Here is a 25,610-nt window from a genome sequence, read left to right as displayed (position 1 = left end):
TCCTGCTGGCCAGCGCGGGCCTGTGGACCTACTCCAGCGCCACCCATGCGCAAGACAGCGCCAAGTCCCCACGCCCCGCACTCACGGTGCAGACCGCGCCGCCGCAACGCACCGCCATGACCCAGCGCCTGGCCGCCAACGGCAATGTGGCCGCGTGGCAGGAAGCCAGCATCGGCGCCGAGAGCAACGGCCTGCGCCTGACCGAAGTGCGCGTGAACGTGGGAGACAGCGTCAAGGCCGGGCAGGTGCTGGCCACCTTTGCCGCCGAGATGGTGCAGGCCGACGTTGCCCAGGCACGCGCCAGCCTGCTGGAGGCCAAGGCCCATGCGGCCGAGGCGGCGTCCAACGCCGAGCGCGCACGCACGCTACAGGCCAGCGGCGCCTTGAGCGCGCAGCAGATCGAGCAATACACCACTGCCGCCCAGGCCGCGCAGGCCCGGGTCGAGGCGGCCCAGGCCTTGCTGCAGGCGCAGCAGCTGCGCTTGCAGCACACCCTGGTGCGCGCACCGGACCACGGCGTCATCAGCGCCCGCAGCGCCACCGTGGGCGCCGTGGTGGGTGCAGGCACCGAGCTGTTCCGCATGGTGCGCAAGGGGCGGCTGGAATGGCGCGCCGAAGTCACCGCCACCGAGCTGGGCCGCCTGCGTCCCGGCACGGCAGCCCAGGTCACGGCGGCCAGCGGCGCCAGCGTGCAGGGCCAGCTGCGCATGGTGGCCCCCACGGTGGACCCGCAAACGCGCAACGCCCTGGTCTATGTGGACCTGCCCGCGCACCCCGACCTGCGCGCGGGCATGTTTGCGCGCGGTGAATTCCTGCTCGGCCAGAGCGACGCGCTGACCGTTCCGCAAGATGCGCTGGTGGTGCGTGAGGGCTTCACCTACCTCTTCGTGCTGGGCGCAGACCAGCGCGTGCAACGGCTCAAGGTGCAGCCCGGACGGCGCTCGGGCGAGCGGGTAGAGATTCTTTCGGGCCTGGACGCCGGTGCGCCGGTGGTGGTGCGTGGCGCGGGCTTCCTCAACGATGGGGACCTGGTGCGCGTGGCCTCGGGCCCCGAGAAATCCGAAGAAAAACCGGCTGCAGCGCCTGCCAATCAAGCGCAACCAGCTATCAAATAAGGAGCATTCAGCATGAATGTATCCACCTGGTCGATCAAGAACCCCATCCCGGCACTGATGCTGTTTGTGCTGCTGTGCTTTGGCGGCCTGCTGTCCTTCAACGCCATGAAGGTGCAGAACTTCCCCGACATCGACCTGCCCACCATCTCGGTCACCGTGGCGCTGCCCGGCGCCGCGCCGGCGCAGCTCGAAAACGACGTGGCGCGCAAGATCGAGAACAGCATCGCCACGCTGCAAGGCCTCAAGCACATCTACACCAAGATCCAGGACGGCGGCGCCACGGTGACGGCCGAATTCCGCCTGGAGAAACCCACGCAGGAGGCGCTGGACGATGTGCGCTCGGCCGTGGCGCGCGTGCGCGGCGACCTGCCCGGCGATGTGCGCGACCCCATCGTCACCAAGATGGACCTGGCCGCGCAGCCGGTGCTGGCCTTCACCATTGCATCGAGCCGCATGGACGACGAGGCGCTGTCCTGGTTTGTGGACAACGACGTGGCAAAGAAGCTGCTCACCGTGCGCGGCGTGGGCGCCGTCAACCGCGTGGGCGGTGTGGAGCGCCAAGTGCATGTGGCACTCGACCCGCTCAAGCTGCAGGCCCTGGGCACCACGGCGGCCGACATCTCGCGCCAGCTGCGCCAGGTGCAGCAGGAGAGCGCGGGCGGCCGCACCGACCTGGGCGGCAGCGAGCAGCCCGTGCGCACCCTGGCCACGGTGCAGACGGCACAGGAGCTGGCCGGCCTGTCGCTGGCGCTGCCCGACGGGCGCGCGGTGCGCCTGGACCAGCTCGCCACGGTGCGCGACACCTTTGCCGAGCCGCGCGCGCTGGCGCTGCTCGACGGCCAGCCGGTGGTGGGCTTCGAAGTAGCGCGCAGCAAGGGCGCGAGCGAGGTCGAGGTCGGCGCCGCCGTGCAGGCCGCACTGGCAGAGCTGCGCGCACAGCACCCCGGCCTGGAAATCACCGAGGCCTTCAACTTCGTCGCCCCGGTGCAGGAGGAATACGACGGCTCCATGCACCTGCTGTATGAGGGCGCACTGCTGGCGGTGCTGGTGGTGTGGCTGTTCCTGCGCGATGCGCGGGCCACCTTCGTTTCGGCCGTGGCTCTGCCGCTGTCGGTCATTCCGGCGTTCATCGGCATGTACCTGCTGGGCTTTTCCATCAACGTCATCACGCTGCTGGCGCTGTCGCTGGTGGTGGGCATTTTGGTGGACGACGCCATCGTGGAGGTGGAGAACATCGTGCGCCACCTGCGCATGGGCAAGTCCCCTTACCAGGCGGCCATGGAGGCGGCCGACGAGATCGGCCTGGCGGTGATCGCCACCACCTTCACGCTGATCGCGGTGTTCCTGCCCACGGCCTTCATGAGCGGCATTGCGGGCAAGTTCTTCAAGCAGTTCGGCTGGACGGCCTCGCTCGCGGTGTTCGCCAGCCTGGTGGTGGCGCGCCTGCTCACGCCCATGATGGCCGCCTACCTCCTCAAGCCCATCGTGGGCACGCACCACGAACCGCGCTGGATGGGCGTGTACCTGCGCTGGGCCGCCTGGTGCGTGCGCCACCGCTGGACCACGTTCGCGGCCACCATCGCCTTCTTCATCGGCTCGCTCGCGCTCATCCCACTGCTTCCCACGGGCTTCATCCCGCCCGACGACAACTCGCAGACCCAGGTGTACCTGGAGCTGCCGCCCGGCGCCACGCTGGCGCAAACGCGCGCGGTGGCCGAGGACGCACGCCAGCGCGTGATGGGTGTGGCGCATGTGAAGAGCGTGTACACCACCATTGGTGGCGGCACGGCCGGGGCCGACCCCTTCATGGGCAGCGGCAACACCGAAACACGCAAGGCCACGCTGACCATCCAGCTCGCACCGCGTGGCGAGCGCCCGCGCAAGCAAGGCATTGAGCAGGGCATCCGCACCGCGCTGGAAAGCCTGCCCGGCGTGCGCTACAAGGTAGGCTTGGGCGGCTCGGGCGAGAAGTTCATTCTGGTGCTCACGGGCGACGATCCGCAGGCGCTCAACAGCGCCGCGCTGGCCGTGGAGAAAGACCTGCGCACCATTCCCGGCCTGGGCAACATTGCGTCCACCGCCAGCCTGGTGCGCACCGAGATTGCCGTGCGCCCTGACTTTGCGCGCGCTGCCGACCTGGGCGTGACCAGCAGCGCGATCGGCGAGACGCTGCGTATCGCCACCCTGGGCGACTACGATGTGGCACTGCCCAAACTCAACCTGGCCTCGCGCCAGGTGCCCATCGTCGTCAAGCTGCAAGATGGTGCGCGCCAGGACCTGGCCCTGCTCGAACGCCTGGCGGTGCCGGGCAGCAAGGGGCCGGTGCTGCTGGGCCAGGTGGCGCAGCTGGAGTTCAGTGGCGGCCCGGCCGTGGTGGACCGCTACGACCGCGCGCGCAACGTCAACCTGGAGGTGGAACTCTCGGGCCGGCCGCTGGGCGACGTGACGCAGGAAGTGCAGCAACTGCCCTCACTGCGCAACCTGCCGCCCGGCGTGCGCCAGGTGACGGTGGGCGACGCCGAGGTGATGGGCGAACTGTTCGCCAGCTTCGGCCTGGCCATGCTCACCGGCGTGCTGTGCATCTACATCGTGCTGGTGCTGCTGTTCAAGGACTTCCTGCACCCGGTCACCATCCTGGCGGCACTGCCACTGTCGCTGGGCGGGGCCTTCGTGGGCCTGCTGATCGCGCAGAAGAGCTTCTCCATGCCCTCGCTCATCGGGCTCATCATGCTCATGGGCATTGCCACGAAGAACTCCATCCTGCTGGTCGAGTACGCCATCCTGGCACGGCGCGAACACGGCCTCTCGCGCTTTGACGCACTGATGGACGCCTGCCACAAGCGCGCACGCCCCATCATCATGACCACGCTGGCCATGGGCGCAGGCATGCTGCCCATCGCCATCGGCTTTGGTGCGGCAGACCCCACGTTCCGCTCGCCCATGGCGGTGGCGGTGATTGGCGGTCTGATCACTTCCACGTTCCTGAGCCTGCTGGTGATTCCGGCCGTGTTCACCGGTGTGGACGACCTGGGCCAATGGTTCGGCCGCATGGCACGCAGGCTGCGCCGATCGCCCCCGGCAAGCCACTGAAGGCGACGTGAACCTTGCGGTAAATCAGGTGTCCATGGAAATGGCGCCTGAAACCTGGGGTTTGCGTGCTTTTGCCCCCCAGGGGGGCGGCCGATAATGCGGCCACACCATGAACCTCGTACCGCTCAGCATCGACTCCATCCACTTCGGCCAGCCGCTGCCCTTTGTGCTGCGCGGCGCCGATGGAACGCTGCTGGCGCAAAAGGGCTACATCATCCGCAACCGCGACGACCTGAAGCTGCTGCTGGCACGCGGGGTGCAGCTGTATGTGGACACGGATGAGTCCGGCGAAAGCCACCGCGCCTATGTCGCGGGCTTGCAGCGCATGCTGATCGCCGACACCAACATCGGTGAAATCGCCAGCATGAAGATCAGCGCGGTGGAGCCCGTGGAGCGCAACCGCCCGAACACCGGCCCGGCCGACTGGCCCGAGCTCCAGGAACGCGCGACCAAGCTGCTGCGCTTTCCTCAGGGGGGTGACTTCGGGTCGCGCTTTCAGGCGCTGCACGAGGAGCTGCTGCGCCACACGACCCAGACCCCGGACGCCACGGTGCTGGCGCTGATCTACCTGTCGGCCCAGGAAACCCGGCTCTACAGTGCCACGCACGCCATGCTGGTGTCCTGCGTGTGCATGCTGACGGCGCGCGAGGTGCTCAACTGGCCCGAAGCCAAGGTGCTGACGCTGGGCCGCGCGGCCCTGAGCATGAACCTGGCCATGACCGAGCTGCAGGACCAGCTGGTGCAACAGGCGCACCCCCTGACGGCCACCCAGATCGCCATCGTGGAGAACCACGCCACCCGCTCCGAGGCCTTGCTGCGCCAGCTGGGTGTGGCCGACCCGGTCTGGCTGGAGGCCGTGCGCAGCCACCACCACCGCCTGCCTGGCCCGCTGAACGACAAGACCGAAGCCCAGCAGATGGCACGCCTGATACAGCGTGCCGACATCTTTGCCGCCCGCCTGGCACCGCGCGCGACACGCTGGCCCATGCCCGTGACCGCCGCAATGCAAGCCAGCTACTACGACGAGGAGCAGCATGTGGACGCCGCAGGCGCCGCCATCGTCAAGGCCCTGGGCATCTACCCGCCCGGCGCGTTCGTGCGCCTGGCCACGCAAGAGATCGCCGTGGTGCTCAAACGCGGGCCGTCGGCCACCACGCCGCGCGTGGCAGTGGTGATGAACCGCTCGGGCATGCCCACGGGCGAACTCATCCCGCGCAACACGGCGCAGCCCTCGTGCAAGATCACCGGCCCGGTGGCGCACAAGGATGTGCGCGTGCAGATTCCGGTCACCCGCCTGATCGCCATGGTCTGAGGCCCGGTTCCGGGCCGCGTCAGGCGGTGGCGTGCTGGGCGCGCCAGCGCGCCACCTCGGAGTGCAACTCGCCCAGCACCGGCAACGCGCGCACCCCCGCCAATCCGCGCACGCCCTGCGCAGCACCCCGGCCACCCGCCCAGACCTGCACCTTGGGCGCCAGCTGGGCCCGCAGGGTCTTGAGTCCGGCGTGTACCGCCTGCGGCCCCATCACCGAGGAAAAGCTCAGCGCCACGATGTCCGTGCGCTCCGCCTGCACGGCCCGCACGATGTCGGCAATCGGCGTCTGCGGGCCCAGCGACAGGCAGTGGCAGCCCTCCAGCGCCAGCAACGCCTGTGCCATCAGCAGGCCCAGGCCATGCGCCTCCTGCGGCAGCGTGGTCAGCAGCACGCGGGGGGCCGCGTCGGGCGCCGGTGCCGGTACGGCGGCAATGGCGTTGCGCAGCACCCCGGTCATGCATTCGGTGTAGAGGTGCTCCTCGTACACCTGGATGCGTCCTTGCACCCAGGCCTCGCCCACGGCGGTGGTCAAGGGCGCCACCAGCGTGGTGACAAAGCGCACCAGCCCCATGCGCAAGGCCGCCTGGCCCAGCATGTGGCGCAGCGCGTACATGTCGTGCTGCTCCACGGCGCGCAAGCCCTCCAGCACCTGTTCGGCCACGCCTTCGGGGGCCGGCACCATGGCCGGTGGTTCTGGCGGTGATTCGGCTCCCCCCAGGTTCTGCAACTCCTGCGGCGCCAGGCCCACGATGCGGCCAGGCCGGTGCCCCGCGTCCATCAGGCGGCGGATGGTGCGCAGGCGCTCGACCTGGTCTGCCGGATAGCAGCGGTCGCCCGCCGCATCGCGCTCAGGGCGCGGAAAGCCGTAGCGCCGCTCCCAGACGCGCAAAGTGTCCTTGGACAGGCCGGTGTCACGCTCCACCGCAGCAATGGAATAGAGCACAGGCGCCATACCGGCAGGGTCGTGTTGCATAGGTGAGGTGCTCAAGGGGTCGGAGGTCCGGCTGCGGAACTGCGCATTGTCAGGGGAAATTCACAGGCCCTGCAGAGTTGGACAAACTGTGCTTAAATTCTATCACTGTCCTAGACAAAAAAGGATTTGTCCAATGCGAACCCTGACCTCCCACTCCTGCCCTGGCGCCCAGGTTCCAGGGTGGCACGCCCCCGGAGCACGGCGCGTCGGTGGCGCGCCTTGCAAAAATTTGCACAACAGGGTCTGGAACTTTGACAACCCGGCCCCACTCTATGCAGCACAGGTTTTGGTGTTGCGAAGCCTTTCCTGCCTGAGGGCAGTGACTGAAACCCTGGAGCGCTTCTCCTCCCTCCCTCTCTTCTTCGTTTCGGGACGCTTCGCAACCTTTTTCTTCCTGCCGACCCCCGGCACCGGGGGTCGGCCATGAGAGTCGCCATCATTGGTTCCGGCGTTGCCGGTCTGGGCGCCGCGCACCAGTTGCGCGGCCGGGCACAGGTCACCCTGTTCGAGGCGGGCGCCTACTTCGGCGGCCATGCCCACACGGTCGATGTCACGCTGCCCGGCGCCCACGGCCCGGTCACCCACGGGGTGGACACGGGCTTTCTGGTCTTCAACGAACGCACCTACCCCCAGCTCCTGAAGCTGTTTGCCGATCTGGGCGTGGCGCAGGCGCGCTCGGACATGTCGTTCTCGGTGCAGGTGCCCGGCGTGCGCGGGGGCGGGCCGCTGGAGTGGAGCGGCACCAGCCTCTCCACCGTGTTTGCCCAGCGCGGCAACCTGGCACGCCCGCGCTTCTGGGGCATGCTGGCGGACCTGCTGCGCTTCAACCGCCTGTGCACACGCCTGGCCGAGCGCCCCATGGACAGCGCGCTGATGCAGCCGCTGGGCGACTTTCTGCAGGCGCACCGCTTTGGCGATGCCTTCCGCGACTGGTACCTGCTGCCCATGCTGGGCTGCATCTGGAGCTGCCCCACGGACCAGATGCTGCGCTTTCCGGTGGCCACCATGATCCGCTTCTGCCACAACCACGGGCTCATCCAGATCACCGACCGCCCGCAGTGGTGGACCGTGGCCGGGGGCTCGCGCCGCTATGTGGAAAAGATCGTGAGCGGCATTGCCGACAAGCGCCTGAACACCCCCGTGCGCCGCATCGAGCGCGACGCCAGCGGCGTGCGCGTGCACACCGATGGCCATGCCGAGCATTTTGACCACGTGGTACTGGCCACCCATCCCGACCAGGCCCTCGCCCTGCTCGCCCAGCCCAGCCCGAAGGAGCGCGCCTTGCTGGGTGCCATCCGCTACCAGGACAACGAAGCCGTGCTGCACACCGACACGCAGGTACTGCCACGCGCACGCAGCGCCTGGGCCGCCTGGAACTACGAACGCGCCGCCGATCCCGGCCAGGAGTCGGCCCGCGTGTGCCTGCACTACCTCATCAACCGCCTGCAGCCCTTGCCGTTCACGCAGCCGGTGATCGTGTCGCTCAACCCGGTGCGGCCCATTGCGCAGGAGCAAGTGCTGGGGCGCTACACCTACGCCCACCCCGTGTTCGACGGGGCCGCCATCCGCGCCCAGGCGCTGCTGCCGCAGTTGCAGGGGCGCCAGCACACCTGGTTCTGCGGTGCCTGGATGGGCTATGGCTTCCACGAAGACGGGCTCAAGGCCGGCCAGGAAGCCGCCCGTTCTCTGCTGGCCCACGCCCAGCAGCCCCTGGCGGAGGCCGCATGAACCGCCCACTGCCCGCACTGCCGCACCTGGGCTTTGGCCATGTGCACCACCGCCGCCTGCGGCCGCGCACCCACGCCTTCACCTACCGCACCTTCTTTTTGCTGCTGCCCATGCGCGCCCTGGCGCAGCAGACTGCGCTGGCATGCAACCGGCCCGCACCCATCAGCTTTTACGACCGCGACCATGGCGACGGGCGCAGCCCACAGCAAGGCGGCGCGCTGGCCTGGCTGCTGGAACTGCTGCGCCGCGAAGGCATTGACGATGCCGACGGCGACATCTGGCTGCACTGCTACCCGCGCGTGTGGGGCTACACCTTCAAGCCCGTGAGCTTCTGGTACTGCCACCGCGCTGACGGCACGCTGCGCGCCATCGTGGTCGAGGTCAACAACACCTTTGGCGAGCGCCACTGCTACCTGCTGGAAGACCCCCCAACCGGCGCCACGCTGACGGCACGCAAGGTCTTTCATGTGTCGCCTTTTTGTGAGGTGCGTGGCAACTACGCCTTTCGCTTTCAGACCCACAGCACCCGCGACGGCCTGCCGCGCAGCCAGGTACACATTGATTTGAACGACGAGCAGGGCCTGCTGCTGCACACCAGCGTGAGCGGTCGGCTCGAACCCGTGACGCCCCAAACCCTGCGCCGCGCGCTGTGGCGCTACCCGGTCATGACACTGGCGGTGATCGCACGCATCCACTGGCAGGCGCTGCGCCTGTGGCTGTTGCGTGTGGGTTTCCACACCAAGCCGCCCGCCCCCACCGAATCCGTGACGCGCTGAACGCGCAGCCCCAGGAGAACCGCCATGCACAGCCCTTCTGCCTCCACCACCGCACCCCTGTGCCTGCCCCCAGGCATTCCGGCCAGCGCCCGCACCGCCCTGCGCCTGCTGCAACGCCTGCAGCACGGCAGCCTCACGCTGCGCCTGCCCGACGGCAGCCTGCAACACTTCGGCCCCGGCGGCGGCCCGAGCGCTGCGCTCACGCTGCACAACTGGAACGTGTTTGCGGCGGCGCTGCGCTCGGGCGACATCGGCTTTGCCGAAAGCTACTTTGCGGGCGACTGGACCACGCCGCAGCTCACCGACCTGCTCAAGCTGCTGATCGCCAACCGCCACGCCGTGCAGGACATGGTCTATGGCCACTGGGCCGGGCGGCTGCTGTACCGGCTGCGCCACCTGCTCCACCGCAACACGCGCCGCGGCAGCCGCAGCAACATCCAGGCGCACTACGACCTGGGCAATGCTTTCTACCAGCGCTGGCTGGACCCGAGCATGAACTACTCGTCCGCCTGGTTCCAGGGCGACCTGGCAGGCGACCTGACCCAGGCCCAGCACGCCAAGGTGCGCCGCGCCCTGCAGCAGGTGCGCCTGCAACCGGGCCAGCGCCTGCTGGAGATTGGCTGCGGCTGGGGTGCACTGGCGGAAAAGGCCGCGGATGAATTCGGCGCACAAGTGACCGGCGTGACCCTGTCCACCGAGCAGCTCGCCTTTGGGCGCGAGCGTCTGCAACGCCAGGGCCTGCAGGGCGACCTGCGCCTGCAGGACTACCGCGACATCGACGACGCGCCCTTTGATGCCATCTGCTCCATCGAAATGGTCGAGGCCGTGGGCCAGGACTACTGGCCGACCTACTTCGAGACCGTGGCGCGCCTGCTGCGTTCCGGTGGCCGGGCGTGCATCCAGAGCATCGTGATCGACGACGCGCTGTTCCCGCGCTACATCCGCTCGACCGATTTCATCCAGCAGTACATCTTCCCCGGCGGCTGCCTGCCCTGCCCGGCCGAGTTCCGCCGCGCGGCACAGGCCGCAGGCCTGCAGGTGGAAGACGCGTTTGCCTTTGGCGCCGACTACGCCGAGACCCTGCGCCGCTGGCGCGAGCGCTTTGTGGCCGAACGCGCCCAGGTGCTGCAGCAAGGCTACGACGAGCGCTTTGCCCACATCTGGGAGTTCTACCTGGCGTACTGCGAGGCCGCCTTCGCCATGGGCGACATCGACGTGGTGCAGTACACACTGGTCAAGCCCTGATACCCCAGAATGCTATGAAATTCATAGCTATTGCCGCTTTATCCATAAGCGCTACAGCCTTTTTTTGCATGCAAACCGCCCATGCCAGCGGACACAGTGCGCCGGTGCAGGCCAGCGCACCACTGGCCGGTGCAGTGCCTGCGGGCGAAGGGGTGCTGCGCTTTTGGGGCCTGGAGATCTACCACGCCCGCCTGTGGGTGCCACCCGCGTTTGATGCACAGGACTGGGCCGCCCACCCGCTGGCGCTGGAGCTGACCTACCGGCGCGGCTTCGACGCCGCTGCCATCGCCCGACGCTCGCTCGAAGAAATGCGCCGCCAGGGGCCGCTGGACGAGGCGCTGGCCCAGCGCTGGGAGCAGCAGTTGCGCGCCGCACTGCCGCAGGTGCAGCCGGGCGACCGCGTGGTGGGCCTGTACCGGCCCGGCGCAGGCGTGCAGTTTCTGCACAACGGCAAGCCCCATGGCAGCGTGGCCGATGCCGCCTTTGGCGCGCGCTTCATGGGCATCTGGCTGGCGCCGCAAACCTCGGAGCCCGCACTGCGCGAGGCACTGCTGGCCCTGCCGCGCTGAGGCCAGGCTGAGAGTCCCCCCATGACCGCCACCACCTCGCTCAGCACCGCCCAGGGCCTGCACTACGGCCTGCTGGGCATGCCGCTGGCCTTTGTGGCGCTGCCGCTGTACGTGCTGCTGCCGCACCACTACGCCAGCCAGTACGGCATGCCGCTGGCCACGCTGGGCGCTGTGCTGCTGGCGGCGCGGCTGTTCGACGCCTTCACCGACCCGCTGCTGGGGCGCTGGAGCGACCGGCTGCTGGCACGCTCCCACGGCGCACTGCTGACTGCTGCTGCGCTGGCCTGCGCGGTGCTGGCGCTGGGCCTGGCCGCACTGTTCCTGCCGCCCGTGCGCGGTGTGCAGGCGCTGGCGGCCTGGGCGCTGGCGGCACTGCTCGTCACCAGCCTGGCCTACAGCCTGGTCAGCATCGCGCACCAGGCCTGGGGCGCACTGCTGGGCGGCAACGAGGCGCAGCGCAGCCGCATCGTCGCCTGGCGCGAGGCGGCTGCGCTGGTGGGCGTGGTACTCGCCTCCGTGCTGTCATCGCTGGCAGGGGTAGGCGCACTGGTGGCCGTGTTGGCCGTGCTGCTGGCAGCCGGGTGGCTGGCCTGGGCGCGGGCACCACGCCCGGCGCTGACCCCGAGTGCGGGTGCGGCCATGCCCTGGTCCGCCCTCTGGCAACCCTGGCGCCAGGCGGCGTTTCGGCGCCTGATGGCGGTGTTCGTGCCCAGCGGCATTGCCAGTGCCATACCGGCCACGCTGGTGCTGTTCTTCATCGATGACCGGCTGCAATTGCCCGCCAACGTGCAAGGCGCCTTTCTGGGTGCGTATTTTCTGAGCGCGGCGCTGTCCATGCCGCTGTGGCTGCGCGCCGTACCGCGCTGGGGGCTGGCGCGCACCTGGCTGGCAGGCATGCTGCTGTCGGTGGCGGTGTTCATCGGCGCGGCCACGCTGGGCGCGGGCGATGCCTGGCCCTTTGCGCTGGTGTGCGTGCTCTCGGGCCTGGCCCTGGGCGCCGACCTGGCCCTGCCCGGCGCGCTGCTGGCCGGAGTGATTGCGCAGGACGGCGGCGATGCGCGCCACGGCGGCGCCTACTTCGGCTGGTGGAACCTGGCGGCCAAGCTCAACCTGGCGCTGGCCGCCGGGCTGGCGCTGCCGCTGCTGGGCCTGTGGGGCTATGCCCCCGGTGCGCGCAGCGAAGACGCGCTGCTGCCGCTGACCCTGGCCTACGCCGTGCTGCCCTGCGCGCTCAAGCTGCTGGCCGCCGCCTGCCTGTACCTGCTGATCCTGCGGCCACGTGCCGCGCCCACGGCCCTGGTGGCCCCAAGGAGTTTGTGATGCGACGCCGCCTTTTCATTGCCGCCACGGCCAGCACCTCCCTGTGGCTGAGTGCCTGTGCCAGCCAGTCGCTGGAGGGCTATGCCCAGGAGCGCCCGGTGCTGGACCTGGCGCGCTACTTCAACGGCGTGGTGGATGCACACGGCATCTTCCAGGACCGCAGCGGCCAGATCGTGCGCCGCTTCACGGTGGTGATGGACTGCCGCTGGGAGGGCGACCAGGGCGTGCTGGACGAGGCCTTCACCTATTCCGACGGCAGCACCCAGCGCCGCGTGTGGCGGCTCACGCGCCACGCCGACGGGCGCTACACCGGCCGCGCCGACGATGTGGTGGGCACCGCCGAGGGGCGCACCGTGGGCAACGCCTTCCGCTGGCAGTACACGCTGGCGCTGCCGGTGGACGGGCGCGTGATCGAGGTGCAGTTCGACGACTGGATGTACCTGATCGACGAGCGCGTGATGCTCAACCGCGCCACCATGCGCAAGTTCGGCGTCACGCTGGGCGAAGTCACCCTGTCGTTCTCCCGGCGCAGCCCATGACCCTGGCCCTGAACCCGCCCCTGCGCCACTGGCAGGGCCGCCGCGTGTGGATCGTGGGGGCCTCCAGCGGCATTGGCCGCGCCACGGCCTCCCTGCTGCATGCGCGCGGGGCGCAGGTGATCGTGTCGGCACGCAACGCCCAAGCACTGCAGGACTTTGTGGCCGCCCACCCCGGCAGCCAGGCGTTGCCCTGCGACGCTACCGACCCTGCCCAGGTGCAGCGCTGCGCGGCCCAGGTGCTGGCCGCTGGCACGCCCACCCTGGTGTGCTACTGCGCGGGCACCTACCAGCCGCTGCGCGCCAACGCCTGGAACCTGGGCGTGATGCAACAGCACCTGGCCGTGAACTACATCGGCGCCCTGCACCTGCTGGACGCTGTGCTGCCTGCGCTGCGCACCGCGGCAGCGCAGGGCCAGGCAGCACACATCAGCCTGGTGGGCAGCGTGGCGGGTTTTCGCGGCCTGCCGCAGGGCCTGGCCTACGGGCCGACCAAGGCGGCGCTGATCCACCTGGCCGAAGTGCTGTACCTGGACCTGCGCCCGCTGGGGCTGGGGGTGAGCATCGTGAACCCCGGCTTTGTCGAAACACCGCTGACCGCAGGCAACGACTTTCGCATGCCCGCCCTGCTGGAGCCCGAAGCCGCCGCCGCTGCCGTGGTGCGCGGCTGGGAGCAGGGGCGCTTTCACATCCACTTTCCGCGCCGCTTCACCAACGTACTGCTGGGCCTGCGCCTGCTGCCCTACCGTGCGTACTTTGCGGCGGTGCGCCGTTTCACAGGCCTGTGATGACTTCTTCCAGCCCCACACCCACCTCCGAAGCCATCACCCGCGTGGTGGATTTCTTCGAGCACCTGCAGCCCGCCGATCTGGCGCAACTGGGCCAGTTTTACGCCAGCAATGCCCGCTTCAAGGACCCGTTCAACGAGGTGCAGGGCCTGGCCGCAATCGAGGGCATCTTCCGCCACATGTTTGCGGCACTGGAGCACCCGCACTTCGTCATCACCGGCCGCGTGGAGCAGGGGCCACAGTGCTTTCTGACCTGGGAGTTCCGCTTCGCCTTCCGGTCCTACGCCCAGGGCGTGGAACAGACCATCCACGGCGCCACGCACCTGGTGCTCGACGACGCGCAACGCATCACGCTGCACCGCGACTACTGGGACGCGGCCGAGGAGCTGTACGAAAAGCTGCCGGGCCTGCGCGTGCTGATGCGCTGGCTGAAAAAGCGTGCCAGCCAGTGACGCGTCCCCTTTCGTTTCTTGTTCATCCAGGAGTGTGAAGCCATGTTCTTGCTGCCAACGCGTCTTTTTCTGTGCACCGCCGCGCTGCTGGGCGCCGGTGCCGCCCTGGCCCAGCCCGCCACCGAATCCGCCTGGGGCGTGGGGCTGGGCGTCAACCTCAAGCAATAGGCTTATGCCGGCATGGGCACCCGCACCACGGTGATTCCCTTGCTGAGCTACGAAAACCGCTGGGTCCGGGTGGCCGAGCCGGTGCTGGACCTCAAGCTCCCAGCGCACGGCCCGATGGTGATGGCCTTGCGCGCACGCTACGCCTTTGAGGACGGCTATGAGCCCGACGATGCGCCCGTACTCAACGGTATGGCCGAGCGCAAGTCGGGGGTGTGGCTGGGCGCCCATGTGCTGTGGCGCGGCAGCCTGGCCGACCTGGGTGCCGAATGGCTGGCCGACGCCTCGGGCCACAGCAAGGGCCAGCGCTTGCGCCTGTCCGCCGAACGGACCTGGCGCATGGGTTCGGTGGGCATGACACCGCGCCTGGCCGTGCAGTGGAACGACCGCAAGACCATGGATTACTACTACGGTGTGCGCGCCAGCGAGGCCCTGCCCGGCAGGCCCGCCTACCGCGCGGGCGCGGCCACCCATGTCGAACTGGGGCTGCGCAGCACCTACACCTGGGCGCCGCAGCACAGCGTCTATCTGGACCTGAGCGCCACCCGGTTGGGCAGCGGCGCGCGCCACAGCCCGCTGGTGGACGGCAGCACCGAGTCGGCGCTGCGCCTGGGGTACCTGTACCGGTTCTGAAACCGGCGGGTCAGGCGGGCTTGGTGTCGGCAAAGCTCGCGCGCTGCGCGAGCTTGTCCATGAGCTTGGCCAGGTTGGGGTATTCGGCGCGCCAGCCGATGTCTGGGAAGCGGAACTCCAGCCAGCCCAGCGCGCAACCCACGGCAATGTCGGACAGGCTCAGGTGGATGCCGCTGCAAAAGGGCTTGTCGCCCAGGCCCTGCGCCATGGCCTTGAGGCTGGCGTGCACCTTGTCCATCTGCCGGTCGATCCAGGCCTGGCTGCGCTCGCTGGGCTTGCGGCCTTCAAAGGTGTTTTCCAGGCGCACCAGGATGGCGGCGTCGAGCAGGCCGTCGGCCAGCGCTTCCCAGGTCTTGACCTCGGCGCGCTCGCGGCCGGTGGATGGAATCAGCTTGCCCACGGGGGAAAGGGTGTCGAGGTATTCCACGATCACGCGCGAGTCGAACACGGCTTCGCCCCCTTCCATGACCAGGCAGGGCACCTTGCCCAGCGGGTTGGAGGCGGCGATCCGGGTGTCGGCAGACCAGACGTTGTCCAGCAGGAACTGGTAGTCGAGCTTCTTTTCCGCCATCACGATGCGCACTTTGCGCACATAGGGGCTGGTGGTGGATCCGATCAGTTTCATGGTTCTGCTTCCCCAAGGGGCGTCGAGGCGTCGGGGGGACGCCGGGCCGCTGATTCTATCGACAGCCGCCCACGCCCGCCTGACGCCCAAAGCACCCAATGATGCGCCCCGCCTACAATGTCACGCCATGAGCCAGACCACCATCACCGCCCTTTCTCCGCTGGACGGCCGCTACGCCGCCAAGCTTGCCCCGCTGCGCCCCATCATGAGCGAGCACGGCTACATGCACCGCCGCGTTCAGGTCGAAATCGCTTGGTTCATTGCGCTGTCGGACGCCGGTTTTGCTGAATTCAAGCCCCTTTCCACCGGAGCACGTGCTTACTTGCTGAGTCTGGTCAAGAATTTTTCCGAGCAGGATTCGGCCGCCATCAAGGACATCGAAAAAACCACCAACCACGACGTCAAGGCGGTGGAGTACTGGATCAAGTCCAAGTTCGAGGCCCGCCCCGAGCTGGAAAAGGCCGCCGAGTTCGTGCACTTTGCCTGCACCAGCGAAGATATCAACAACACCAGCCACGCGCTGCAACTGCGTGCCGGGCGCGACCAGGTGCTGCTGCCCGCGCTGGAGCGCATCGTGCAGCGCCTGCGCGAGATGGCGCACCAGTACGCCGACGTGCCCATGCTCAGCCGCACGCACGGCCAGACCGCCAGCCCCACCACCGTGGGCAAGGAGCTGGCCAACGTGGTGGTGCGCCTGAGCGCCGCCTGCACCGCCATCGCCGAGGTCAAGATCCTGGGCAAGATGAACGGCGCCGTGGGCAACTACAACGCCCACCTGTCGGCCTGGCCCGACTTCGACTGGGAGGCCTTCAGCCGCAAGGTCGTGGAGACGCCCGAGCCGCTGGGCCTGGGCCTGACCTTCCAGCCCTACAGCATCCAGATCGAGCCGCACGACTACATGGCGCAGCTGTTCGACGCCACGGCGCGCGCCAACACCATCCTGGTGGACCTGTCGCGCGACATCTGGGGCTATGTGAGCCTGGGCTACTTCAAGCAAAAGCTCAAGGCGGGCGAGATCGGCTCCTCGACCATGCCGCACAAGGTCAACCCCATCGACTTTGAAAACGCCGAGGGCAACCTGGGCCTGGCCAACGCGCTTTTGCGCCACCTGTCGGAGAAGCTCCCCGTCAGCCGCTGGCAGCGCGACCTGACCGACAGCACCGTGCTGCGCAACATCGGCGTGGCCATGGGCTACAGCGTGCTGGCCTACTCCTCGCTGATGACCGGGCTGAACAAGCTCGAACTCAACGAGGAAGCCCTGGCCGCCGACCTGGACGCCGCCTGGGAAGTGCTGGCCGAGCCCATCCAGACCGTGATGCGCCGCTACGGCGTGCCCGGCGCCTACGAAAAGCTCAAGGAAGTGACGCGCGGCAAGAGCGTGACAGCCCAGGCGCTGCACGGCCTGATCCAGGGCCTGGACATTCCCCAGGCCGACAAGGACCGCCTGCTCGCCATGACGCCCGCCAGCTACGTGGGCAAGGCGGCAGAGCTGGCACGGCGCGTCTGATTTTTTTGAATGATTTTGGCCTCCAGCGCTTATCCAACAAGCGCTTGCAGCTACCTTTTCTATAGCACATGGCCCTCAAATCCACCATCTTCAAGGCGAACCTTGCGATCGCCGACATCGACCACGGCTACTACGCCGACCATGCGCTCACCCTGGCACGCCACCCCAGCGAGACCGACGAGCGCATGATGGTGCGGCTGGCGGCGCTGGCCCTGGCCGCGCACCAGCTCAACGACCTGTGCAACGGCGATGGCACCTTGGCCTTTGGTGCAGGCCTGTCGGACCCGGACGACCCGGACGCCTCGCTCACCGACTTCACGGGCCGCAAGCGCGTCTGGATCGAAGTCGGCCAGCCCGAGGACAAACCCCTGGCCAAGGCCTGCAGCAAGGCCGACGCCGTGATCGTCTATTGCTTCCACCATGCGGCCGAGGTGTGGTGGAAAGGCATTGAAACCAAGCTCTCGCGCCTGGATCGGTTGCAGGTCTGGCGCATTCCCGCCGAGTCCGCGCAGGCCCTGGCACAGCTCGCCGAGCGCAGCATGCAGTTGCAGGCCACGGTGCAGGAAGGCGCGCTCACGCTCAGCAGCACCATGGGCAGCGTGCACCTGGAGCCGGTGCGCTGGAAGTGAACCCTTCGGCCTTTTCACTGGAGATGGCATGGAACAGTTTTTGACCCCCGAGTTCTGGGTCGCCGTCGGTCAGATCATCATGATCGACATTCTTCTGGGCGGCGACAACGCCGTCGTCATTGCCCTGGCCTGCCGCAAGCTGCCTGCGCACCAGCGCACCAAGGGCATTCTGTGGGGCACGGCGGGCGCCATCGCGCTGCGTGTGGTGCTGATCTTCTTTGCGCTCACGCTGCTGGCGATTCCGTTCCTCAAACTGGCAGGCGCGGCCTTGCTGGTATGGATCGGCGTCAAGCTGCTGGCGCCCGACCCGGAAGATGACCACGGCAACATCCAGGCCAGCGACAAGCTGCTGGCAGCCGTCAAGACCATCATCGTGGCCGACCTGGTGATGAGCATCGACAACGTCATCGCCATCGCTGGCGCGGCCCAGGGTGCTTCGGGCCACCACCAGATGCCCCTGGTCATCTTCGGCCTGCTGGTGAGCATTCCCATCATCGTGTGGGGCAGCCAGCTCGTCATCAAGCTGATGGACCGCTTCCCCATGATCATCACCCTGGGGGGCATGTTGCTGGGCTGGATCGCGGGCACCATGGTCTTGTCCGACCCCGCCCTGGTCAGCCCCGACACGCTGGCCTGGATGCCCAAGATCGCCCCCGTGGGCGATGCCCTGAAGTACGGCGCGGGCGCGGCCGGTGCCCTGCTGGTGCTGGCACTGGGCAAGTGGATGCTGGCGCGCCAGCAAAGCGCAGCCGCCTGAAGAGCCCCCCTGTGGCCCTGCGGGCCTTCCCCCCGCTCTCGCATTGCTGCGCAATGCGGGCAGGGGGACGCTCCCGGCGCGGCGGGGCGGCCCTTGCGCGGGAGCCCTGGCCTGGGCAGCGCCGGTTTCCTGCGTCACGGGTGGCGGCGCGAGCCGCCATGGATAACTGACATGGGTTTGCGTTATGCTGAATCTATGAAACTCCTTGCCAAATGGCTGCTCAGCGCCTGCGCGCTGCTGTTTGTGGCCTACATCTACGGTGGCGTGCAGGTACAGAGCTTCCCGTCGGCCCTGCTCGCGGCCTTTGTCATCGGGCTGTTCAACGTGGTGCTGCGGCCCCTGCTGGTGCTGCTGACGCTGCCGGTCACCATCGTCACGCTGGGGCTGTTCCTGTTCGTCATCAACGCGCTCATGTTCTGGGCTGCTGCGAGCGTGCTCGACGGCTTCCACGTCACCGGCTTCGGCGCGGCCCTGCTGGGCTCGCTGATCTATTCGGTGCTGGGGCTGGTCATCGAGTCAGCGCTCGGCGGCCTGTTCTCGAAGCAGTGACTCCACGGCACGCAGCCGCGTGTCGATGATGGAGGCCTCCACATGGTCGGCGGCCGTGGTGCTGCGGCGCGCCAGGTCTTGCCCGGCCTTGAAACGGTCCACCGCCGCAGCGTAGTCGTAGCGGGCGGCATGGGCTTCGGCTTCGGCGCGCACGGCACGCAGTGGCACACCTTGGGCCTGCCATAGTTGGGCCAGCTGCAGCCAGGCACCGGCATCGCGCGGGTGCAAGGCCAGCCAGGTCTGCAGGGACTCGGTCTGGGCCGCCAGGGCCGCTGTATCGGGCTGCGGCGCCTTGGTGGCCGCCTGCAGCAGGGCCTGACCCCGCAGCAGCAGTTCGGGCCGGGTGCGCGGATGGGGCGGCAGGTGGCGCAGGGCGGCGCTGGCGTCGCCACCCGCAAGTTCCACCTCCGCAGCCAGCAGCCCGGCCTGGCGCTGCGCCACGGCATCGCCTTGCACGGTTTGCTGCAGGCGGGGAAGCAGCTTGCGCGCCAGCGCAACATCGCGCAGATGGCTGGCTGCCAACGCCGCTGCATACAAGGCCGCTGCCCTGCGGGGCGCAGGCAGTTCAGCAAAGCCGCTGCCCTGGGGCTCGGCCATCCATTGGCGCAGCACGTCGGTGCCGGGGCGCGATTGCACACGCGCACGCGCTGCCATCAGCGCATGCTCCAGCGTGGGCTGCGCCTGTGCGCCCCCGGCGGGCAGGCGCGCCTGCATGTCCGCCTGGCGCTGCGTGGTCAGCGGGTGGCTGCGCAGGTAGGGCCAGGAGCCGTTGTCATTGAGCCGGTTGGCCTGCTGGAGTTTGTCGAACATGGCGACAAAACCCTGGGGCGCAAAGCCTGCGCTGTCCATCAGACCAAAGCCCACGCGGTCGGCTTCGCGCTCCATGTCGCGCGAAAAGTTGAGCTGGTTTTGCACCGCCAGCGCCTGCCCGCCCACCGCCAGCGCCTGCGCAGCTTCGGGGTTCTTGCTCGCCGCCAGCACCGCCAGAATCATGCTGCCCAGCAACAGCGGCGCCTGCTTGCCTTGCTGCGCCACCAGACGGGCAATGTGGCGCTGCGTGACGTGGCTGAGTTCGTGCGCCAGCACCGAGGCCAGCTCGTCACGGCTGGCAGTCACGCCAATCAGGCCCAGGTGCACGCCCAGGTAGCCCCCCGGCAGAGCAAAGGCATTGACGCTGCGGTCGCGGCCCAGCAGTACCTCCCAGGCAAAGCGCTCGTCCAGCTCGGGCGACACCTCACCCTGCGCCCGTGCCGCCGCCAGCAGGGCCTGCCACTGGGTCTGCACGTACTCCACGAGCACCGGGTCGTCCAGGTAGTCGGGGTCGCGGTAGAGCTGGCGGGCAATGCCATCGCCCAGCCGCCGTTCGGCACTGGTGGTCAGTTCAGCGCCGTCGCCCAGGGTGGGGAGTCGGTTCTGCGCCTGTGCCGATACGGGCGCAAGCAGCCCCATCGCTATAAAACCAATAGCTGCCAGCGCTTGCGCACATTGCCTCAGAGGCCATTTTTGCTTTGATCTTTTGGGTGGTGCCGCCAGCAGGGCTTGGGGACCAGTGCAAGAGAGCGATGGGATGCGCATGCCCGTATGATGCCCTGTCTTGCCAAAGTTTCCGCCCAAGTCACAGCTTTACCTATGAACCCCCTCACGCACTTTGACGCCCAGGGCCAGGCCCACATGGTGGATGTGGCTGCCAAGGCGGCCACCCACCGCGTGGCCGTGGCCAGCGGCCGCATTGAAATGTTGCCCGCCACGCTGGCGCTCATCGAGGCCGGCAACGCCAAGAAGGGGGATGTGCTGGGCATTGCCCGCATCGCAGGCATCCAGGGCGCCAAGAAGACCAGCGACCTCATCCCCCTGTGCCACCCCTTGGCACTGACCCGCGTGGCGCTGGACTTTGCCCCCGCCAGCGCACAGTACCCAGGCGCCACCGGCATTGCCTGCACCGCCACGGTGGAAACCGTGGGCCCCACGGGCGTGGAGATGGAGGCCCTCACCGCCGTACAGGTGGCCCTGCTCACCATCTACGACATGTGCAAGGCGGCCGATCGCGGCATGTCCATCCACGAAGTGCGCGTGCTGGAAAAGCACGGGGGCAAGTCGGGGAGTTATGTGGCGGACTGATGCGCGATGCTCCTTGCCAGGCGCAGACTGCTACCATGACCACCTACCCCGGAGCGAGCCATGTCCCTACCCGCACCACAGCCGTTTTTTGATGCCCAAGCCTACCTTGCCTGGGAGGCCGAGCAAAGCACCAAGCACGAGTACCACGACGGGGAAGTGTTTGCGATGGCGGGCGCTTCTGATGCCCATGTGACTGTAGCGCTGAACATTGCCATGGCCCTGCGCAACCACCTGCGCGGCAGCCCCTGCAGCGTGTTCATCTCTGACATGAAGCTGCGCGTGGAAGAAGACAACGCATTTTTTTACCCCGATGTCTTCGTCACCTGCGCCGAGAGCGACCGTGGGCAAAGCCACAGCAAGAGTGCCCCCGTGCTGGTAGTGGAAGTGCTGTCCCCCGCCACCAGCGCCTACGACCGCGGCGCCAAGTTTGCTGCCTACCGCAAGCTGCCCACACTGCGCGAATACGCCCTGATCGACCCCGAGCGCCCGAGCCTCGATTTGTTTCGCCGCGAAGGCGACAGCAAGCGTTGGGTGCTGCACCCCATCGAGGCTGGGGGCCACGTCGAATGGGCCAGTGTGGGCCTGCAAGTGCCGCTGGAGGCCCTGTACGAAGACGTGCCTATGACGACGACGGGGCCACAACCACACCCGGCGCCCGACCAGGCATGAGCGGCTCGCCCGACATCCCGTTCTTCTTCTGCCAGCGTGCATGGTCTTTGGGGTACGCCACCCGGTAGCGCTGCAAATGGAACGCGGCTTCGTCGTCCAGGCCCAGCAGGGTGGCGCTTTCGATCAGGCGCTCGATCACGCGGGGCTCGGGTGAATAGTGCAGCATGCGCAGGGCCAGCGCATGCGCCCGCTCGGCAGTGTCGCGGTTGACCGGCATGGTGGTCAGTTCGGCAAAGGCAATGGCGTCCTTGAACACCCAACTGCCTTGCACCTGCGCCAAGGGGTTGTCGCGCATGGAAGACATGCGCTGCGCCACAGGCGTGTAGATCTGGCTGATGCGGTGGTACTGCCACCCCAGCGCCCCCCAGAGCACCAGACCCGCCACCGCAACCACCGCCCACAGACCCAAGGGCACACGCCGCACGACTTGTACGGCTGCATCCAGCCCACGCCCGCGCCAAAGCAGCGCCAGGGCCCACAGCGTGACCAACTGGAACGGCCCGTACCACAGCGGAAACTCCAGCATGCTGTGCAGGCCCACCACGGCCAGAATGCCCCAGGCCCACTGGCGCACCGGGTCCGTTTCGGCCCAGGGCCTGGCGCGCCAGACCCACCAGGCCACCGCCGCGCATGCCAGAGCCGCCACAGGCAAGCCCAGCTCCACGGCCAGGTGCAGGGGCAGGTTGTGGGCGTTGTCCAGCAGCACGCAAAAGCGCGTCCCCGGGAACAAGGTGATGTAGTGGGCATAGTCCAGCTCGCCCCAGCCCCAGCCCGTCCAGGGCCGCTGCAGGATCAGATGCCAGACATTCGCCCACAGCACGCGGCGGCTGGTGCAGCCCGGGGCCTCGCCGAACCGCTGGAACAGGCCCTCGGCCTGCACGCCCGTCCAGCGCAGCAGCAGGTCGGGCAGCAGCCAGGCGGCCCAGGCGTACAGCAGCAGGCCCGCCAGCGCCAGTGCCAGCGGCAGCGCCCCCAGGGACTTGCGCCACCATGCCAGCAGCACCAGCAGCACCAGCCACTGGGCCAGCCCGGTGCGTGAGGCCGTGGCCGCGCTGCCCACGACCAGCAAGGCCAGCGCCCAGGCCAGCAGCAGACCCAGCCCCACCGCCAGCACCGAATGGCCCCGCGCGCCGTCCGGCCCGGTCCGGGGCACCTGCGCCACCAGCCACCACAGCGTCCACAGGCCCAGGCTCAGGAGCGACGCCTGCTGGTTGCGCTGGCGCAACTGGCCCATGGCCACGCCCGGTTGCGCGGGATGCAGCCAGCCCCACCAGCCATCGGTCTGGCCAAAGTACTGCAGCAGGCCTACGGCACTGCCCAGCAAAGCCGCCAGCAGCACACCCGCCGCGCATTGCCGCGCCAGTGCGTGCCGGCCCGGCGCATCGGGCCGCCGCGCCTGCCACACCAGCAGCAACGCCAGCACCCCGGCACACAGCCAGGCGCACATCAGCGGCCAGAAATTGGTCAGAGGCGCACGGGTGCTGGAGAACAAAAACGGCACTGCCAGCGCCAGCGCGGGCCCCAGGCCGGTCAAGAAATGCATTCGACGGATCAGTTCGATTCGGTTATGGACCTGCCACCGACGGGGGAGACTTTTATGCGGATGTATTCGAAAGCCTGGGCGATGAGATGATCAAGCAACTCATTAAATATGTGTTGCGTTTGGCATTTGAAGCTACCTAATCATCAAAACCATTCACGAATGTGAATCCAAGAATTTTGCCTTGTCGATCTAATAGAACGATGCAGCTCTCCAGAGATTTTTGAGTTACCAATGGAAGATAGTAGACTAAATCCAGCAATAGTCCTAATTCTTTTAATGATGTCATTATTTTTGTTTGGTCTGGATTCCCCCGGTTTTCATATAAATTGCGCAGAGGCTTCATTCTCTTTTGAATCGAATCCAGGCTGCTCTCATACGGTTGCCACCAAGTCGAAAGCGCGCTGGGTTCAACACCCTGCAGAGATAGCTCAAGGCTGTTGATTCTTTCTTGTGTGTTGCGGGGTTCACGTACGCTTAGGGTCTTTGGCCCCCACCAGGATACCTGATTTATTGCTGTTAGCTGTCTTTCTACTCGACCTACAACCTGGGCGGCACTCACAACAACAAAGCGATCCACCTCGAATACCAACGCTACTGGCCTAGCTTGCGCAATAATATACAAACCGTATAGCAGCGCCGCAAGTTGCAGCAGGCCCACTACGGATAAATCAAAAATCAATGTCGCGCGTCGTTTGTATGGTGAATACAACAATAGAGTCAGAAATGGGCCGCACACTGCATCGATCGCAATAATCAAGCCAACCAATTGAAATCCGCCCATGAGATCCCGATATGGAAATGGGTACCAGACTCCAAAGACCAGGATGGCGACAGATGCAGAGACTGCAATGCTGATGCTGGTATGTATCAGAGTTGCTTTTAATGCTGCTCGAATTCGTATGCCGGTTTCCATCATCATGGATCAAAGAATTTACCAATAAAAAAGAGCGCCGAGGCGCTCTTTTTGAACCTGCTAGTCAATTAGCGGCACTGAGCCGGTGCATACTTTGCCAACAAGGTGCCTGCTGCGGCCGTAATGCCCTGCTGGGCAGCAGTCGCTGTGCCCGCGGAAGTGCAGGCAAAGTCCACCGACCCCGTAGCACCCGCAGCAAGTGCAGTAGCAAAAGCTTGACCGGTTGCCGTATCACGCGTCCAAGGGGTCAGCAGCAAGGTGTTGGCTGCAGCACCCACACCCACTGCACCTGCGTTGTAGGTAATCGTAATGACGCCAGAGGCATTGTTGACCCGCACCGACGTCACAAATTTGGACGTAGCGCCCACACCACCAGCCCGAGCATTCCACTCGTTGGCTTGCACGGTCAGGTCACCTGGTGATGCCACTTCGGTTGACAGCATGACTTTGGCCGGTTCTGCCAAGCCCAGGCCCTCCGTTACGCGTGCACGGATGGTGTAGTCTTGGTACGCAGGCAGAGCCACGGCAGCCAGAATACCGATGATGGCCACCACGATCATCAGTTCGATCAGGGTAAAGCCTTGTTGCAGAGTACGCTTCATATATCACTCCTTGGAGAGTTAAGAGAGTCAATCGACGACATTTGATTAGCAGATATCGTGCCAGGCTGCTTTGGGCCTACCTCACTTGCGGTACTTGCCTCGGCCCAGCGCGGCAATAGATTGGGTGACATTTTTGTCGCGCAACATGCCAAACCTGTAGCTCCATTTGTGCGCGGGGCATCACACCTGCAGCACATCTCCCGCACTCAGCCACCGGATGTCATGCGGCGCATCAAAGCCATGCGGGGTGATGGCGTCGAACTCCCGGACCTCCTGCATGATCAGTTCCGTCTCCGACGGTTTGGTGTGCGCGATGTAGATGGGGCAGGCGCGTGCCGGGCTCAATTGGGCCAGTTCGCGGGCCAGGGTTTCAGGGGCCAGGTGCTGGGCGCGGCGGGCCAGGGCGCTTTCGCGGTTGCTGAAGGCGGTTTCGATCACCAGCGCAGACAAGGGCAGTTGGTTCACGCGCTGCCAGAATTCCGGGCAGCCGCCGGTGTCGCCGCTGAAGGCCCACCAGCCACGGCTGCCTTGCAGCGCGTAACCCACGGCAGGCACGGTGTGCCGGGCGGGCAGCACTTCGATGGTGGTGCCTGCCACCCGCAGGATCTCCCCGGCGCGCAGCGGCGCGTAGCGCACAAAGGGCTGCGCCTGGCTGGGTATGCGCCCGAAGTCGGGCCAGATGACGCCGTTGAACACATGCTGCTGCAATGCTGCGATGGTCTCGGGCAGGGCGTGCACGCACAGCGGCTGGTGACGCAACGCCGCCACGGCGTCGAGCATCAGCGGCAGGGCGGCGATGTGGTCCAGGTGCGAGTGCGTGAGGAAGACGTCGTCGATGGCCTGCATTTCCTCCAGCGTGAGGTCGCCCACGCCGGTACCCGCGTCGATGAGGATATGCCCATCGACGAGGAAGGAGGTGGTGCGGCATTCCCGGGCAATGGCGCCCGAGCAGCCGAGCACGCGCACTTGCATGGTGGTGAGGGCCTTGTGTCTAGG

Annotated in this window: 26 protein-coding genes; 19 read left to right on the top strand and 7 right to left on the bottom strand. The window is 67.2% G+C overall.

Annotated features, from left to right (window positions below):
• Positions 1 to 20: 20 nt before the first annotated feature.
• The 3 genes from GWK50_RS00665 to GWK50_RS00655 all read left to right on the top strand — a co-directional run bounded on the left by GWK50_RS00665 (position 21) and on the right by GWK50_RS00655 (position 5,517).
• On the top strand, positions 21 to 1,115 hold the full coding sequence (locus GWK50_RS00665) for an efflux RND transporter periplasmic adaptor subunit (RefSeq protein ID WP_242455438.1): 1,095 nt from the start codon (positions 21 to 23) through the stop codon (positions 1,113 to 1,115).
• A 12-nt stretch (positions 1,116 to 1,127) separates the two neighbouring features.
• Positions 1,128 to 4,205, top strand: coding sequence for an efflux RND transporter permease subunit (locus tag GWK50_RS00660; protein ID WP_162014815.1), 3,078 nt, complete (start codon positions 1,128 to 1,130; stop codon positions 4,203 to 4,205).
• A 109-nt stretch (positions 4,206 to 4,314) separates the two neighbouring features.
• Positions 4,315 to 5,517, top strand: coding sequence for a phosphohydrolase (locus GWK50_RS00655; RefSeq protein ID WP_162014814.1), 1,203 nt, complete (start codon positions 4,315 to 4,317; stop codon positions 5,515 to 5,517).
• A 19-nt stretch (positions 5,518 to 5,536) separates the two neighbouring features.
• On the opposite strand, the gene GWK50_RS00650 is transcribed toward GWK50_RS00655, so the two are convergent.
• Entirely contained in the window at positions 5,537 to 6,490 is a 954-nt protein-coding gene (locus GWK50_RS00650; RefSeq protein WP_197904953.1) for a MerR family transcriptional regulator, read from the bottom strand.
• A gap of 423 nt (positions 6,491 to 6,913) precedes the next feature.
• Between GWK50_RS00650 and GWK50_RS00645 the strand changes: the two genes are divergently transcribed.
• The 10 genes from GWK50_RS00645 (at position 6,914) to GWK50_RS00605 (ending at position 14,702) form a co-directional block, all read left to right on the top strand.
• Positions 6,914 to 8,218, top strand: a complete 1,305-nt coding sequence (locus tag GWK50_RS00645) for an FAD-dependent oxidoreductase (RefSeq protein ID WP_162014813.1) — start codon at positions 6,914 to 6,916, stop codon at positions 8,216 to 8,218.
• A complete protein-coding gene (locus GWK50_RS00640) occupies positions 8,215 to 8,994 on the top strand; it encodes a DUF1365 domain-containing protein (RefSeq protein ID WP_162014812.1) in 780 nt (259 codons plus the stop codon). The genes GWK50_RS00645 and GWK50_RS00640 overlap by 4 nt, the downstream gene beginning before the upstream one ends.
• Positions 8,995 to 9,018: 24 nt before the next feature.
• A complete protein-coding gene (locus GWK50_RS00635) occupies positions 9,019 to 10,239 on the top strand; it encodes a cyclopropane-fatty-acyl-phospholipid synthase family protein (RefSeq protein ID WP_162014811.1) in 1,221 nt (406 codons plus the stop codon).
• A 68-nt stretch (positions 10,240 to 10,307) separates the two neighbouring features.
• Entirely contained in the window at positions 10,308 to 10,808 is a 501-nt protein-coding gene (locus GWK50_RS00630) for a chalcone isomerase family protein (protein ID WP_242455247.1), read from the top strand.
• 21 nt (positions 10,809 to 10,829) lie between these two features.
• Positions 10,830 to 12,128: an MFS transporter gene (locus GWK50_RS00625; protein WP_162014809.1), complete on the top strand. Its 1,299-nt coding sequence runs from the start codon at positions 10,830 to 10,832 to the stop codon at positions 12,126 to 12,128.
• Positions 12,128 to 12,667 (top strand): DUF3833 domain-containing protein, encoded by a 540-nt coding sequence (locus GWK50_RS00620; protein WP_162014808.1) that lies wholly within the window; start codon positions 12,128 to 12,130, stop codon positions 12,665 to 12,667. The genes GWK50_RS00625 and GWK50_RS00620 overlap by 1 nt, the downstream gene beginning before the upstream one ends.
• 2 nt (positions 12,668 to 12,669) lie before the next feature.
• Positions 12,670 to 13,452 (top strand): SDR family NAD(P)-dependent oxidoreductase, encoded by a 783-nt coding sequence (locus tag GWK50_RS00615; RefSeq protein WP_162017959.1) that lies wholly within the window; start codon positions 12,670 to 12,672, stop codon positions 13,450 to 13,452.
• Positions 13,452 to 13,904 (top strand): nuclear transport factor 2 family protein, encoded by a 453-nt coding sequence (locus GWK50_RS00610; RefSeq protein WP_162014807.1) that lies wholly within the window; start codon positions 13,452 to 13,454, stop codon positions 13,902 to 13,904. The genes GWK50_RS00615 and GWK50_RS00610 overlap by 1 nt, the downstream gene beginning before the upstream one ends.
• Positions 13,905 to 13,946: 42 nt before the next feature.
• On the top strand, positions 13,947 to 14,072 hold the full coding sequence (locus GWK50_RS19995; protein ID WP_277950286.1) for a hypothetical protein: 126 nt from the start codon (positions 13,947 to 13,949) through the stop codon (positions 14,070 to 14,072).
• A gap of 12 nt (positions 14,073 to 14,084) precedes the next feature.
• The gene (locus tag GWK50_RS00605) at positions 14,085 to 14,702 is read left to right on the top strand and encodes a MipA/OmpV family protein (protein ID WP_162014806.1); all 618 of its coding nucleotides are present in this window, start codon (positions 14,085 to 14,087) and stop codon (positions 14,700 to 14,702) included.
• A gap of 10 nt (positions 14,703 to 14,712) precedes the next feature.
• Here the strand turns inward: GWK50_RS00605 and GWK50_RS00600 are convergent, their stop codons facing one another.
• Positions 14,713 to 15,327 (bottom strand): glutathione S-transferase N-terminal domain-containing protein, encoded by a 615-nt coding sequence (locus GWK50_RS00600; protein ID WP_162014805.1) that lies wholly within the window; start codon positions 15,325 to 15,327, stop codon positions 14,713 to 14,715.
• A 127-nt stretch (positions 15,328 to 15,454) separates the two neighbouring features.
• Between GWK50_RS00600 and purB the strand changes: the two genes are divergently transcribed.
• From purB to GWK50_RS00580, 4 genes are all read left to right on the top strand, one after another.
• On the top strand, positions 15,455 to 16,834 hold the full coding sequence (purB, locus tag GWK50_RS00595; RefSeq protein ID WP_162014804.1) for an adenylosuccinate lyase: 1,380 nt from the start codon (positions 15,455 to 15,457) through the stop codon (positions 16,832 to 16,834).
• A 68-nt stretch (positions 16,835 to 16,902) separates the two neighbouring features.
• Complete coding sequence (locus tag GWK50_RS00590) at positions 16,903 to 17,463, top strand: YaeQ family protein (protein WP_162014803.1); 561 nt, start codon at positions 16,903 to 16,905, stop codon at positions 17,461 to 17,463.
• A 28-nt stretch (positions 17,464 to 17,491) separates the two neighbouring features.
• Positions 17,492 to 18,220, top strand: a complete 729-nt coding sequence (locus tag GWK50_RS00585) for a TerC family protein (protein WP_162014802.1) — start codon at positions 17,492 to 17,494, stop codon at positions 18,218 to 18,220.
• A gap of 195 nt (positions 18,221 to 18,415) precedes the next feature.
• Positions 18,416 to 18,769, top strand: a complete 354-nt coding sequence (locus GWK50_RS00580) for a phage holin family protein (RefSeq protein WP_162014801.1) — start codon at positions 18,416 to 18,418, stop codon at positions 18,767 to 18,769.
• Here the strand turns inward: GWK50_RS00580 and GWK50_RS00575 are convergent.
• Entirely contained in the window at positions 18,737 to 20,218 is a 1,482-nt protein-coding gene (locus GWK50_RS00575; protein ID WP_162014800.1) for a M48 family metalloprotease, read from the bottom strand. The two genes, GWK50_RS00580 and GWK50_RS00575, sit on opposite strands and share 33 nt — an antisense overlap.
• Positions 20,219 to 20,398: 180 nt before the next feature.
• On the opposite strand from GWK50_RS00575, the gene moaC reads away from it, so the two are divergent.
• Positions 20,399 to 20,887 (top strand): cyclic pyranopterin monophosphate synthase MoaC, encoded by a 489-nt coding sequence (gene moaC / locus GWK50_RS00570; RefSeq protein WP_162014799.1) that lies wholly within the window; start codon positions 20,399 to 20,401, stop codon positions 20,885 to 20,887.
• 60 nt (positions 20,888 to 20,947) lie between these two features.
• Complete coding sequence (locus GWK50_RS00565) at positions 20,948 to 21,556, top strand: Uma2 family endonuclease (protein ID WP_162014798.1); 609 nt, start codon at positions 20,948 to 20,950, stop codon at positions 21,554 to 21,556.
• Here GWK50_RS00565 and GWK50_RS00560 read toward each other — a convergent pair.
• The 4 genes from GWK50_RS00560 to GWK50_RS00545 all read right to left on the bottom strand — a co-directional run bounded on the left by GWK50_RS00560 (position 21,507) and on the right by GWK50_RS00545 (position 25,586).
• Positions 21,507 to 23,099, bottom strand: coding sequence for a Wzy polymerase domain-containing protein (locus GWK50_RS00560; RefSeq protein WP_162014797.1), 1,593 nt, complete (start codon positions 23,097 to 23,099; stop codon positions 21,507 to 21,509). The two genes, GWK50_RS00565 and GWK50_RS00560, sit on opposite strands and share 50 nt — an antisense overlap.
• Before the next feature lie 136 nt (positions 23,100 to 23,235).
• On the bottom strand, positions 23,236 to 24,018 hold the full coding sequence (locus GWK50_RS00555; RefSeq protein ID WP_162014796.1) for a fimb protein: 783 nt from the start codon (positions 24,016 to 24,018) through the stop codon (positions 23,236 to 23,238).
• Positions 24,019 to 24,080: 62 nt separating this feature from the next.
• Complete coding sequence (locus GWK50_RS00550; RefSeq protein ID WP_162014795.1) at positions 24,081 to 24,614, bottom strand: pilin; 534 nt, start codon at positions 24,612 to 24,614, stop codon at positions 24,081 to 24,083.
• A gap of 180 nt (positions 24,615 to 24,794) precedes the next feature.
• Entirely contained in the window at positions 24,795 to 25,586 is a 792-nt protein-coding gene (locus tag GWK50_RS00545; RefSeq protein WP_042421678.1) for a 3',5'-cyclic-nucleotide phosphodiesterase, read from the bottom strand.
• Between the last annotated feature and the right edge of the window lie 24 nt (positions 25,587 to 25,610).

The sequence above is a fragment of the Acidovorax sp. 210-6 genome, from assembly GCF_010020825.1.
Classification (GTDB): Bacteria; Pseudomonadota; Gammaproteobacteria; order Burkholderiales; family Burkholderiaceae_C; genus Simplicispira; species Simplicispira sedimenti.
This window is presented reverse-complemented; position numbering and strand designations above follow the sequence as displayed.